This is a genomic window from Brevibacterium sp. SMBL_HHYL_HB1 (assembly GCF_018208375.1).
In the GTDB taxonomy this organism is placed as follows: Bacteria; Actinomycetota; Actinomycetes; order Actinomycetales; family Brevibacteriaceae; genus Brevibacterium; species Brevibacterium intestinavium.
In genome coordinates this window covers 699,031-711,842 of record NZ_CP062936.1, presented here as the reverse complement: position 1 = coordinate 711,842, position 12,812 = coordinate 699,031, and the positions used below count along the sequence as shown (strand labels likewise).

At 63.2% G+C, this 12,812-nt stretch carries 12 protein-coding genes and 2 tRNA genes; 10 read left to right on the top strand and 4 right to left on the bottom strand.

Annotated elements, in window-relative coordinates:
- Window positions 1–66 precede the first annotated feature (66 nt).
- Window positions 67–282, bottom strand: coding sequence for a hypothetical protein (locus IG171_RS03315; RefSeq protein WP_212129848.1), 216 nt, complete (start codon window positions 280–282; stop codon window positions 67–69).
- Between the two features lie 209 nt (window positions 283–491).
- Complete coding sequence (locus IG171_RS03310; protein ID WP_212129846.1) at window positions 492–929, bottom strand: hypothetical protein; 438 nt, start codon at window positions 927–929, stop codon at window positions 492–494.
- Window positions 930–1,686: 757 nt separating this feature from the next.
- Here IG171_RS03310 and IG171_RS03305 point away from each other — a divergent pair.
- Entirely contained in the window at window positions 1,687–2,184 is a 498-nt protein-coding gene (locus tag IG171_RS03305; protein ID WP_212129845.1) for a hypothetical protein, read from the top strand.
- A gap of 426 nt (window positions 2,185–2,610) precedes the next feature.
- Window positions 2,611–3,756, top strand: coding sequence for a site-specific integrase (locus IG171_RS03295; RefSeq protein WP_212129843.1), 1,146 nt, complete (start codon window positions 2,611–2,613; stop codon window positions 3,754–3,756).
- A gap of 52 nt (window positions 3,757–3,808) precedes the next feature.
- Here the strand turns inward: IG171_RS03295 and IG171_RS03290 are convergent.
- A tRNA-His gene (locus tag IG171_RS03290) sits at window positions 3,809–3,881 on the bottom strand.
- 226 nt (window positions 3,882–4,107) lie between these two features.
- On the opposite strand from IG171_RS03290, the gene IG171_RS03285 reads away from it, so the two are divergent.
- The 7 genes from IG171_RS03285 (at window position 4,108) to IG171_RS03255 (ending at window position 10,669) form a co-directional block, all read left to right on the top strand.
- A complete protein-coding gene (locus IG171_RS03285) occupies window positions 4,108–5,889 on the top strand; it encodes a hypothetical protein (RefSeq protein WP_212129842.1) in 1,782 nt (593 codons plus the stop codon).
- Window positions 5,890–6,020: 131 nt separating this feature from the next.
- The gene (locus IG171_RS03280; protein WP_212129841.1) at window positions 6,021–7,625 is read left to right on the top strand and encodes a hypothetical protein; all 1,605 of its coding nucleotides are present in this window, start codon (window positions 6,021–6,023) and stop codon (window positions 7,623–7,625) included.
- Window positions 7,626–7,632: 7 nt separating this feature from the next.
- Window positions 7,633–8,355 carry an ASCH domain-containing protein gene (locus tag IG171_RS03275; protein WP_212129839.1) on the top strand — a complete coding sequence of 241 codons (723 nt, stop codon included), beginning with the start codon at window positions 7,633–7,635 and terminating at the stop codon, window positions 8,353–8,355.
- Between the two features lie 96 nt (window positions 8,356–8,451).
- Window positions 8,452–8,739, top strand: coding sequence for a DUF3618 domain-containing protein (locus IG171_RS03270; RefSeq protein WP_212129837.1), 288 nt, complete (start codon window positions 8,452–8,454; stop codon window positions 8,737–8,739).
- Window positions 8,732–9,052 (top strand): co-chaperone GroES, encoded by a 321-nt coding sequence (locus tag IG171_RS03265; protein WP_249204015.1) that lies wholly within the window; start codon window positions 8,732–8,734, stop codon window positions 9,050–9,052. Before IG171_RS03270 ends, IG171_RS03265 begins: the two co-directional genes overlap by 8 nt.
- Before the next feature lie 129 nt (window positions 9,053–9,181).
- Window positions 9,182–9,254 (top strand) — tRNA-Lys (locus IG171_RS03260).
- 188 nt (window positions 9,255–9,442) lie between these two features.
- Entirely contained in the window at window positions 9,443–10,669 is a 1,227-nt protein-coding gene (locus IG171_RS03255) for an MFS transporter (RefSeq protein ID WP_212129835.1), read from the top strand.
- Here the strand turns inward: IG171_RS03255 and IG171_RS03250 are convergent.
- Window positions 10,660–11,298 carry a GntR family transcriptional regulator gene (locus IG171_RS03250; RefSeq protein WP_212129833.1) on the bottom strand — a complete coding sequence of 213 codons (639 nt, stop codon included), beginning with the start codon at window positions 11,296–11,298 and terminating at the stop codon, window positions 10,660–10,662. The genes IG171_RS03255 and IG171_RS03250 overlap by 10 nt on opposite strands.
- 211 nt (window positions 11,299–11,509) lie before the next feature.
- Here IG171_RS03250 and IG171_RS03245 point away from each other — a divergent pair, with 211 nt between their 5' ends.
- The gene (locus IG171_RS03245) at window positions 11,510–12,811 is read left to right on the top strand and encodes an NRAMP family divalent metal transporter (RefSeq protein ID WP_212129831.1); all 1,302 of its coding nucleotides are present in this window, start codon (window positions 11,510–11,512) and stop codon (window positions 12,809–12,811) included.
- Window position 12,812: the final 1 nt, after the last annotated feature.

The window sequence follows — 12,812 nt, the reverse complement described above, 5'->3', positions numbered from 1 at the left end:
CACTTCCAGTTGTTCATCAGCAGAAACAGGGCCAGCAGGATCAACAGCGCCCCCACTGTGATTAGCTCACCCACGCCGCCCCCTCATGTCGTAGGTTTTCGCCATATGGTCGAACCACGGCTCACGCGACGGGTCGATACGCCCCTCAGCAAGCCCGATCCCCAACGAAGAAGTACGGTCGCCCCTGTGCGCGGATTGCGACGGCTTCTGATAGGCAGGTGCCCACGGGTTATTACGATCAGCCTTCGTTCTCACTGGAATGTCCTTCTTCTTGTCGTTCACGCTTGTATTCCTTCGTCATCAAAAACACGCCCAACACCGAGACAGGCGTGCCAACGACGAAACCGCCGTTGACTGTCCCGGCTGATTGAGCGACCAACAGCACCCCCGCGACTGCGAGGATGAAACCTAGTGCTCTCACCGCGTCCCCTTCCGGGTAGAGAAAAGCCCCCAACCAATCGACTGAGGGCTTGCATTAGAGGCGTCTGTCATCACCAGCGGCGTTCACGCCCCTGACCACCGGACTCATAGAACTTGTTCCACGCCCCGTGATTTGACGGCAGAACCGTGACAACTATGGCCCGGTCCCACCTATCAGCCATGACCCCAACCGACACGTCTCCGGCCCGTCCGCACGGCTGTTCATGGGTAGGCGACCAATAGGTCATGTCAGGCGCGGAAAGAGCCTCCATGATTTGATCGAAGTCGAACCCGGCGCGCACCATTTCGCGTGCGCGTTCCACCGCGTGATCTGTCCAGTAGGACTCTTTCAGCTCATGGTCCGCTAACCGTTTCAAGAGTTGACGGTTCTGTTCTTGCGATCCTTTATGGCCCAGAAGTCGCGGGGTATGAAGTCGGTTAACGCGCACGCTTCCTCCCGCATTTGTCGCATTCAGGGCGCGTGCAAGAGGCTCTATGTTCTGCGTCACGGGCTGTAGCGTCAGTGTGGATACCGAGCACTCGCAGCGATTCGTAGAAGTCGAACTCAGATTGCATGCTGTCTGCGCGCCGCTTCATGCGAACGCCGAGACGTTCCGCCTTCGATTTAGTGAGATTCTGCCCAGTCTCAGCGCAGTACGCGAGAATCTTAAGCGTGAACCCCCAAGCGGTTCTGCCCTCCGACGCAAAGCCAGACTGGGCTGTGTGTGTTGCTGTTGCGGTGCTCATACGGCCCCCGCTGTGTTATCAGCGATCCATTTGTCAATGGCTTCCTTCGTGTACCCGACACACTGCCCATTGACCTCAACCCATTCAGGGGAACGTCCGCCGTTATCGCCGCGATCCTTCCAGCGGTGAACCGCGAGAGTGGAGGGTGCGCGACCGATCCTCTCCGCCGCCTGAGTAGGCGTAAAATCAATCTTCATGGTGGTTTCCTAGTGGTAGTTCGTTGCCGTTGCTCCGGCTCACGACCCCTACTCTAGTCCCCATTTTTGGGGCTTCAACCCCAAATCCAAGGCAACTTGCCCCTATAAACTACATCATTGTAGTTCTCACCAGGGAAAACGTTCTACAGAAAAATCTTCAAAATTGTTGCCACACCCCCATAAGAGGGGGCAAGATAGGGGCATGACCGCCACACTCGCCCCAGGATGGGACACACTCGCCCACGCGGTACGGCTACGCCGCAAACGCCTACACCTCACCCAATCCGACGTAGCAAACGCAGGTGGACCAGGTGAGGCCACCATGAACAAGATCGAGACCGCGAAACAAGAGGGATACTCAAAGCGGACCCTGAAGAGCCTAGACACCGCCCTTGAATGGCGACTAGGAACCGCCGAAGGCATCGTGTCCGGCGCGATCCCCGGCGCGTACTCCCCCGACTTCACCCAGCAGGTGAACGACGCGATAACCGAGACAGACAACCCTAACGCGAGCGCGCTCAGCCCGTCCGAGCGTGAACGGTTCCTCACCGGCCCTTCAGCAATCGAAGATGCTATGTCAGATGCTTTTGCCAAGATCGACACTGGCGACACCCTGGCACGTCTCAGGCGAGCACGTGACGATCTGAACGCAGCTATTGAGGCTATCCAGACCGCCGAGACAATCGCACAGCTTGAGAAACGTCAGAGGCAGGCTGACGCGGCCCCGCTGAAAGACATTATGGGTCTAGCAGCACTTGAAGTTGAGACCACCGCAGACGATGACCCCGACCAAGGAAGCCAAGACCCTAGCGACTACTGAGAGGAACAATGCTTCACCTAGCAACATCGGTCCCCGCCGATCTCATAATTTCCGTGAGGGCCGATCTTCCCCGAGGTTTGAAGGCCACCACAGACGGCAGGCGCACGATATGGCTTGCGAAAGGCTTAACCGATGTTGAAGCGAAGTGTGCAATCCACCACGAGCTAGTCCACATCAAGCACGGACACACGCGGCGACAACCGGCATGGGTCGAACAGCGGGTGCGCGAGGAAACCGCACGAACTCTGATAGGGCTTCATGATCTTCACTGGGCTTGGAAGCGGTCACGATCCATTTACGAAATGGCCGACGAGTTGGGCGTGACAGAACACGTCCTCACAGACCGTCTAGACGCTCTCACAGAACACGAATCACACGCCCTGTTCGGGTGGGCAATGACAGAATGCGAAACGATAGGCGCATGACATGGCAACGATAGAGAAGTACCAAACGAAATCCGGCCCCCGGTACATGGTCAGGTACACGAAGCCCGACCGTACCCCGACGAAGAAACGCGGATTTAAGACGAAGCGGGACGCGAACGCGTTCCTGAACTCAATGGAAACGTCCAAGCTTGACGGTTCCTACATTGACCCGTCACAGGGCAAGGCAACAATCGGTGATCTGTCTAAGCCATGGCTAGAGCGGCAGACGCACTTGAAAATCACCACCTACACCAGCGTTGAACAAGCATTGCGGATTCATGTGCTGCCCGTGTGGGCTAACGCGAGAATCGCAGACGTGAAGCGCACAGACGTAGCCGATTGGGTCGCCACACTGTCTAAGTCCCGTTCAGCGACAGTCGTCCTTAGGGCGCACGGGGTGCTCATGGGCATCCTTGAGGACGCGACACGGGACCGGCTGATCCCACGCAACCCCGCAGCCGACTTAGATAACCTGCCACGGCGAACGAAAACGGAACACATCTATATGACGCACGAGCAGGTCCAGAAGTTCGCGAAGGGGTCGAACGGGCGAGATTGTCTCGTCTACCTCGCCTGTTACACGGGCTTGAGGTGGGGCGAGATAGCGGGATTGAGAATGAGCCGCGTTGACCTGAACCGGCGGCGGCTGAGGATCGTAGAGAACGCCGTCTACGTGCAAGGCAAGCACCATGTGCAAACACCTAAGACGCACGAACTGCGCGAAGTCGAATATCCTCCGTTCCTTGACAAGCTCATGAGGGCACAGGCGGATGGGAAGGGACCGGACGATCTGTTGTTCCCGGCCCCGCGTGGTGGCTTCCTGCGTCATGCGCGGTCGAATGAGCGGTGGTTTAAGCGGGGCAAGGAAGCGGCAGGCGTGCCGTCGAAAATCACGCCTCACGACTTCCGGCACACAGCGGCATCACTAGCCGTTCAGTCGGGGGCGAACGTGAAGGCGGTTCAGCGAATGTTGGGGCACGCGTCAGCAGCCATGACGCTAGACGTGTACGCGGACTTGTGGGATGAAGATTTGACCGTGGTTGCAATGGCAATGGACAAGGCGCGGAAGCGGTCAATGAAGAAGGCGCGGATGGAAGCCGCGAGAGAACATGCCCAAAATATGCCCACGGACGATCAGGCGGCATAAGAAAAGCCCCGCGATCCCTGATTTCTAGGGCTTCGCGGGGCGATTCCTTCGGGGTGAGTAACGGGACTTGAACCCGCGACATCCGCGACCACAACGCGGCGCTCTACCAGCTGAGCTATACCCACCACATCTGCTGCGCCTGAGGCGCAGACAGCAAGATACATCTTAACCTCACACTCCGGAGGCGGGCAAACCAGAACCGCTCACCGTCCACAATGAGACACAGATCTCCTCACATGCAACGATTCAGTAGCGATCTATAACGGTTTCAGAAAACCGGTAGGAGCGGCTCCCGATATTCATTAGGATTGGTTCGGCCCCGCCCCCGACATCGTTCAAGGAACCCCGTACATGACTCGTGCGTTGATCTCCGTCTCCGACGACGGGTTCACCTACATCTCCCTCAACGGGGCGACGAGTCGCTATTCCGACACCGGACAGGCCATCGCCTACCTCGGTGACTATGCACGCGAGACCGCAACTGCGCTGAGCGTGACGATCGACGACGGTGCGAAGAAGACCGAGGTCTCCATCGACGAGAACGGGAAACTCGCCTCTTCCTCGGCACGGGCAGGCAGCGGCGCCAGTGCGGAATCAGACGCTGAGGCAACGGATTCCGCAGACCGAGCAGACCAGCGCACCGACGCCGAGGCGACCGCATCCGCGGCGGGGACGCAGCCATCGGCGGCTTCCGGATCATCGCAGACCGCCGATCCCTCAGAGAGCACCGAACAGCCGACTCCTGCCGAGTCTTCGGACGGTGCCGATTCTTCGGACGGCAGCGAATCCTCGGGCGATGCCGCTGGTGCCGCCGAGGCGGCAGACGGTTCGGCTGAAGCCACAGCCGACGGCGGTGAGGGCTATCCCCTCGGCACCCCGTTCTCGGGCCCTGCCGCCCCGGCCGCGCCGAAGGTGAAGAAGACCCGGGTGCGCAAGCACTCCAAGCGCTCCCCGCGCAATCGTCCGCAGAGGCTGAAGAAGATCACGGTTCCGGGTCTCGTGCTCATCGGCCTGGCGATCCTCATGATCGGCGCGTTCGTCGTTCCCAACATCGTCCCTGTCGACAGCTCAGAGACTCCGCAGACGATCGGTTCCGAGCAGCAGCTCAACCCGGCTTCGGAACTCTCCGTCGACGATACCGACGATGTTGTGCCGGGTTTCGACAACTCCCCCATCTGGGAGACCGAAGTGCCCAAGCGGGCCTCAGTGACCGCCTCGGATCGCGGCGTGCTCCTCGTCTACAAGAACCGACTCGAGGTCCTCGACGCCGACACCGGCAAGACCCGCTACAAGACCACGATCGATGAGGCCCCGACCTTCGCCGTCGACACCGTCATCGACGGCCAGCCGGCACTGCTGTGGCAGTCAGGGGACACCGCCGAGGCGCTCTTCGACGGGGAGAAGGAACCGAAGTCCTATCAGCTTCCGCAGGATGCGCGCATCACCTCGGCGGGCAAGTCCGTGCTCATCAAATCCGGCAACCAGCTCTCGACCTTCTCCACCGACGGGCTGGAGAACGTGCCGACCCCGAAGGCGGGTTCGACCCCGATGGCGATCGAGAACGACGAGCTCTACAGCTCCGATTGGAACGGTCCGGTCAAGGCGAAGAACGTCAAGACCGGCGAGGAGCGCAGCATTGAACTCGAGCGCCCCGCCGATGAGCTGCAGATCATCGACTGGATCTCGGCCGGGCATGGGAAGGCCATCACTCTCTGGGGCGAACAGGGCGCCTCGACGAACTCGGGGCATCGGATCCAGCTGGTCGTCCATTCCCTCGATGACGGGTCGATCCTGTCCACCGTGACCACCACCACCGACATCGTCGGCGAGAAGTCCTGGGTGCGCGGCCAGGCGGGCGAGCGCGCCTACATCGGCCCCTATCTCTTCGATCTGCGTTCCGGTCTGCTGCTCACGGACGTCTCCAGCCGCGACGTCCACCTCTCGGAGCCGCGTGGGAACATCGTCCCCTGCACCATGGACACGAACACCTCGTGCCTGCTGGCCGGCAAGCACGCGTTCAAGACCGACACCGATCTCCTCGCAGTCGTCAATGACGGCGAGGAGGCCCTCGTGCTGGGAGATGACTCCACTGTTCGGGCCTATCCGAAGAAGTCCGACTCCCACGATCGCTGATTCTCGCCAGCCACGGCCAGGCACCCCAGGCTTTAACACATCTGGTCGAGACATTAGGATGGGACCGATGTGCCTGTACGTCATGTCCCCTTGGCCCAATTGTGCCGGAATCCCCACCGCGAAGGAACGCAGTGCCAGCTTCACACCAGTTCAACCGCAGAATCGCCGCCATCGGCACTGCGCTTGCTCTGGTAGCACTGCCGATCACCGGCACAATCGATGCGCCTCCTGCTCTCGGGCAGCCGAGCCCCACTGAGACTGCTAGTGCCGGACAGGCGGACACCGAAGCGGCCGGCGGATCTGGCGGAGCCGATTCCGCTGATGCAACCAGCGCCGCCGACGGTTCCAATGCCTCCGGGTCCGATGCCGAAGCAGACACCGGTGCCGACTCCGCCGACGAAGACGAGTCAGGCAAGGACACTAACGGTGATTCGAACGACGGCGGCGACGAGCCCGACGACCGCTGTGAAACGACGCCCGATCCCGGCAAACCATGCGAGATCGACGGTGAGCTCAAGGCGGGTTGGAACCCGACCACCAAGGTTCTAAAGGTCGATCCAAGCGACCTTCCAGAGAGCTGGGTCGGTAAAACCTTCGACGGCCCCACAGACGACAGAGACAGAGTCAGGATCCCGGTTCAAGATTCGCGGGACTCCACTGGCGATGACACCACTCGGTCCGCCGCCAACGATTCGGACACCGATGACAGTGGGCAGTCCGTCGCTGAGGCGACCGATACAGCCGCAGCACCGAGCAGCTTCGAATTCAATGACGATGGCGAGATCATGCCTGCCGGCGGAGACGAACCGATGGAGTTCGAGAACTTCCCTGAGGGCGGCCCCAGTCCCAAGTGGACCTTCACCTCCGACGGGCAGACCATCATCGCCAAGGGCGAAAAGTATCCGGATCGCAACGACAACGCGAACAGTGAGGCTTCGGGCGACTCGGATTCCGATACCGACGACAAGGACGGGTCCGCTGCCGGAGGCACTGCGAACTCCGACCCCGACGGCGATTCGACGAGCTCGGCGAACAGCAACGCAGGTGGCTCCCGCGCCGACAGCGACTCCGGCAGCGGCTCCGACTCGAACAGCAGCTCCGACTCCGCTTCGGCCGCCCGCGGCGACACCTCCGACGACAGCGATACCTCGTCTGACAGCGTCGCCTCGAAGGACTCCGGGTCGAATGATCGGGCCGACTCCCCGGCCGATAAGGACTCCGACGGTTCGAACTCGAACTCAGACTCGCGGGCCGAGGGCTCGCGCAGCAGCGACTCGGATTCCTCCGCCTCGGGCTCGGACTCCGGTGAGGACGAAGGCTCAGAGGATTCCGAGGACGACGATGACGGTTCCGGCTCCTCACTGGGCACGGCCGACGCCGACGGCAGCACCCCGGACCCGTCGACCGGCAACGGCTCTCAGGACGGACGAGAGACCATTCCCGGAACCACCGGCGACGAATGGCTGCCTGGCGACGAGGACGACTCCGAGCACCCCGACTATTCGGACCCGGTGCCGCAGAACCCCGACGCTCCCACTCCCAAGGACGACACCGATCTCATCACCGGCGGCGACCAGCCCTCGCCCCGGGCGGACCAGAACCCCTCGCCCTCGTTCGGCGAGTCCATCATCTCGACCATCGTCAGCTCCTGGCCGGTCTTCGTCCTCGCCGCCTCCGGAATGGCCGCAGTCGGCTTCATCATCTACCTCATGGGACGTCGCGGAAAGCAGGAATGACGCCCGCATGGACCTCTTCGACTCCGAACTGCGCGTGATCGCCTCGGCCCGAGAGCTCGCAAGCAGCCTCGGAGCTGACGCCCACCACACCGTCGCAGCGGCCGCCATGGACACCACCGGCCGCATCCACACGGGCGTCAATGTCAACCACTTCACCGGCGGCTCCTGCGCCGAGATCGTGGCCATCGGCACCGCAGCAGCGGTCGGAGCCGGTCCCCTGGTCACGATCGCCGCGGTCGGCGACCACGACAGAGGTGTGCTCTCACCGTGCGGTCGCTGCCGGCAGGTCATCCTCGACCTCCACCCCGATGCATTGCTCATCCTGCCCGACAGAGCCACGGGTGGGGAGACGATCGCTGCGGTCCCCGCGCTCCTGCCGCACGCCTATCGCCACCCGGATGCCGCACCGATGCGTCTGCTGCGACTCAGCGCCCGGTACTTCGACGCTGTCCACACGGGCACGAAGACCCTGTCGGTGCGCTGGAACGAATCCCACCGCACGGGTCCGGCCCTGGCCTACTTCGAGGACACCGAGCACGGCACCATTCCCATCGACATCACCTCGGTGACGCGCAAGCGTCTGGACGCGCTGACCGCCGGCGACCTCGAGCTCGCCCGGCCCACAGGTCTGCAGCGCTATCTTGCGAACCTCCGCTCCCACTACCCCACCATGCCGGAGGACGCCACGGTCGAGATCGTAAGATTCCGTCGAACCACGTCCGATATCTGACACTCGCAGTTCCCAGCCGCTAAGCTGGACAGCGAAGCACTGTGGCAGAGGGCCTCAGACGCAAACAGGCATTCTCGACCGGGAGGACTCGACCCGATGACTGACAACGTCTACACCTCAGATGTGACCGTCGACCAGGCGACAACCGCACAGCTCGCGGAGTCGATCCGTCTGCGTGAGGAGCGCATCGCGGACAGCATCGACGAACTCGTCGGCCGCATCCACCCGAAGGTGCTTGTCACACGTGCGGTCAACAAGGCGAAGTCCGGAGTCGTCGAAGACGACGGCTCTCCCAAGCCCGAGGCCCTCGCCCTCGGCGCCGGCACGGTCCTCGGAGTCGCCGCCCTCATCGTCGGTCTGTCCGGTCGGAACAAGCGTGGCTGATTCCGCCCTTCCGATCCGGATGCTCCACGACCGGATCCTGCTCGAACCCGGTCCGGAGTCTGGTGAGCGCAAGTCCTCGGCCGGCATCGTCATCCCTGCCACCGCCAGCATGGGGCGGCGCCTCGTCTGGGGCAAGGTGGTGGCGGCCGGCCCGCACGTGAGGCAGGCCGGCCTCGGTGACACCGTCCTCTACGATCCAGCCGAACTCGCCGAGGTGGAACTCGAGGGACAGGTGTACGTCCTCCTGCGTGAGCGCGACGTCCACGCGATCTCCGAACCGGCCGAGGTCTCGAGCGCGGGAATGTACCTGTGAGGTCCGGAATCGGCCTCTGACCTGGGGCTTGCGACGTTCATCACAAAACATGGATCGGCCCGGTCTCGGTTTGCATGATGGTCGAGCACCTGAGTAATATTAATTCTCGTTGCGCAACGAGCGCGGCACGCGCCTCTAGCTCAATTGGTAGAGCAACTGACTCTTAATCAGTGGGTTCCGGGTTCGAGTCCCGGGGGGCGCACACGAGATAAGGCCCCTCACCAGGCATGATGTCCTGTGAGGGGCTTTCGTCATTTTCATACCGAGTCACCAACCCCGCTCACACGCACACCCACACACCGGCGCACCGCTTGAGCCGAAGAGCGCAGAAGCATCCATTCCGTGGACTCATGACCGCAGGCGGCCTTGTCGCCTTTAGGATCGGGCACCATGGCCCCGACCGAAGACCGACGACCGCCCGGCATCCTGCTGTTCGTGCTCATCGCCGCCATGGCGGCCGGACCGGTCCTCAACTACGGCCTCAGCGCGCTCAGCCCGCAGATCATCGAGACCTATGACATCACCGAGGGCCAGTACGGTCTGATCATCACGATCGTCTTCCTCATCGCCGGACTCAGCGCCACCGTCCTCGGCGCCCTGAGTGACCGGATGCCCGTGCGCCTGCAGCTGACCCTGGTCTTCGGTCTCATGGCCGTGGCCTTCCTCGTCAGCATCTCCGCACCCACCTATGCGGCCCTGCTCACCGCCGCCGTCATCGCCGGACCGGCCCAAGCAGTGTCGAATCCGGTGACGAACAGGATCATCGCCTCCGAGGTCCCGCTCGCGCGACGGGGCATGTGGATGGGACTCAAACAGTCCGGGGTCCAGTTCGGACTGCTCTTCTGCGGCCTCACCGTCCCCATCGTCGGCAAGGCACTGGGCTGGACCGGAGTCGGACTGATGTTCGCCGTCATCTGCGGTGTCATGCTCGTCATCGCCTGGTTCGTCGTCACCCGTATGACGCAGGCGTCGACCCCGACGCCGGTCCCCCGACCCGCCGCTGCCACCGAGTCCGACGGCGCGCCTTCACGCAGGCTGCCGGCGGCCGTGTGGCTGCTGACCGTCTGCTCGTTCCTCAACGCCGTCGGCACCCAGGGCGTCAACGCCTACGCGTCGTTGTTCGCCGTCCAGACGGTCGACTATCCCATCGAACTGGCCGGCACGATGCTGGCGGTCATGGGGGTGATCGGCATCGTCGCCCGCATCCTGTGGGGCAGGGTCACCGGCCGGCTCGGCCGTCCGGCCGTGCTCATCCAGCTGATGAGTCTCGGCGGCATCCTCGCCATGGTCTGCCTCATCGTCGTCGAGCACTGGCAGGTCACCGCCCTGCTGTGGACCGGCATCACCGGCCACGCGCTGTTCCCGCTCGCGGCGAACGTCGTCATCAACTCCGGTGTCGTCGCGCTCACGCCCGCCGGCCGCGTCGGCATCGCCTCGGGGCTGGTCGCCTCTGGGATGTATCTGGGATTCGCCCTCGGCCCGGTGCTCGTGGGCTCGGGGATCGACCTCACCGGCGACTACACGCCGGGGTGGTCCGCCCTGGCGGTCTGCTATCTCGCGTGCATCATCGTCGGCATGGTCCTCGTCCGCCTCCGCCGTCCGACCGATCAGTCCTGACCGGCACGGGCATAGGCCCCGAGGACCTGCCGTTCGGAATCGCCGAGGTAGACGCGCAGCCTCTCGGCCGCGGCGGCCGGGCTCTCATCGCTGTAGGCCTCGATGATCTCCCGATTGCGGTCGATAAAGGGAGAGTGGAGGAAGTCGAGGACTTCGACCTTGAGGAAGGCCAGCCGCAGCTCGGCGAGCACATTGGAAAACGACCGTGCCAGCCGCCTGCTGTCCGAGAGCGAGACGACGGCGTTGTGGAAGGCCATGTTCGCCGTCCCGACCGCCAGCCAGTCCTCGGCGGCCGCGGACTTCTCGGCCGCGGCGACAGCGGTCTCCATCCGCTCGAGGTTCGGGTGGTTGCGCGGGGCGCGTTCGAGGACGGAGCACTCGACATGGTGGCGCACCCGGTAGATGTCGACGACATCGGCCATGCTCGGCGAAGCCACGGACACGCCTCGGTGCGGGATGTGCGTGACCAGCCCCTGCTCGCCGAGGACTCGGAAGGCCTCACGCAGCGTATTGCGGGAGACGTCGAACTCCTTCGCCAGGGACGCCTCGGACAGTCGGTCGCCGGGACGGAGCTCTCCTGCGATGAGCCGGTCGGTGAGCCTGTTGACCAGGGATGAGTCATGATTCACATCTCCATCCTAATGACACCTGAGCCCGAACAGCACCTCGAGCCCCCACGGCAGCGATGCGAATGTGTGATCTGAGTCTATCTTTGTTGAACAATGAATGTTAGATTGTTTACCACTTCTTCGGGGTGTGCCAGGACACAGACACCGCTGTCCCCTGACCGGCGACACCTTCCGGAAGCGCCCTTGACCGCAGAGACAGTCGGAGACTTCCATGCCACACGCACCGGACTCACCCACACCGGACCACCAGTCGGAATCAGCCTCGGACGGATCGCTCGCGCCCCGGACCGAACTCGTCGCGAAGATCAGCCGCAGCGCCATCGTCGGGGCCATCTTCCTCATGGCCACCTCGGCGATCGGCCCCGGCTTCATCACGCAGACGGCCACGTTCACCGCGCAGATGGGAGCGGCCTTCGCCTTCGCGATCCTCGCGTCGATCCTCATCGACATCGCCATCCAGCTCAATATCTGGCGCATGATCACCTCCTCGGGCAAACGGGCCGCGCAGCTGGCCTCCGCCGCGATCCCCGGCACGGGCATCATCCTGTCGATCCTCATCGTCATCGGCGGTCTGGCCTTCAACATCGGCAACATCGCCGGCGGCGGGCTCGGCCTCAACGCCCTGCTGGGCATCGACCCGAAGCTCGGCGGCCTGGTCACCGGCGTCCTGGCCATCGGCATCTTCCTATTCAAACGCGCAGGCAAGGTCGTCGACGCCGTCGTACTCATCCTCGGCATCGGAATGATCGTCCTCACCTGCATCGTCGCGATCGTCTCCAGCCCGCCCGTCGGTGAGGCCATCAAGCAGAGCTTCGTTCCCGACACCATCAACTTCGCGACCGTGACCACCATCGTCGGCGGCACCGTCGGCGGCTACATCACCTACTCGGGCGCCCACCGCTACCTCGACTCGGGCAAGACGGGTCCTGACAATGCCGGCTCGGTCATGCGCGCGGCGCTCTCGGGCATCCTCGTCACCGGGATCATGCGCTATGTGCTGTTCCTGGCCATCCTCGGCGTCGTCGCCTCCGGCGTCGCCATCGACCTCGAATCGACCGTCGCGAACCCCGCCGGACAGGCCTTCGCAGCTGTGCTCGGCGACGCCGGGATGCGCATCTTCGGGGCGATCTTCTGGGCCGCGGCACTGAGTTCGGTCATCGGCGCCGCCTATACCTCGGCGACGTTCCTCTCCGCCTTCTCCCGACGGCTCGACGGCGGCTGGCCGCTGCAGCTGGCGACGGTGGCCTTCATCGTCGTCTCCCTCATCGTCTACCTCGCCGTGGGCACCGCACCGGCGACGCTGCTCGTCTTCGTCGGCGGCTTCAACGGGCTCATCCTGCCCATCGGCCTGACGATCTTCATGTACATCGGCTGGTTCCGACCGCAGCTGCTGCGCACGGATTCCTATCCGAAGTGGTTGCTCATCATCGGCACCGCGGCAACACTGGTCACGTGGTACACAGCCGTGCAGTCCATCGGCCCCATCTTCGCAATGATCGGAATCGGAGGGTGAC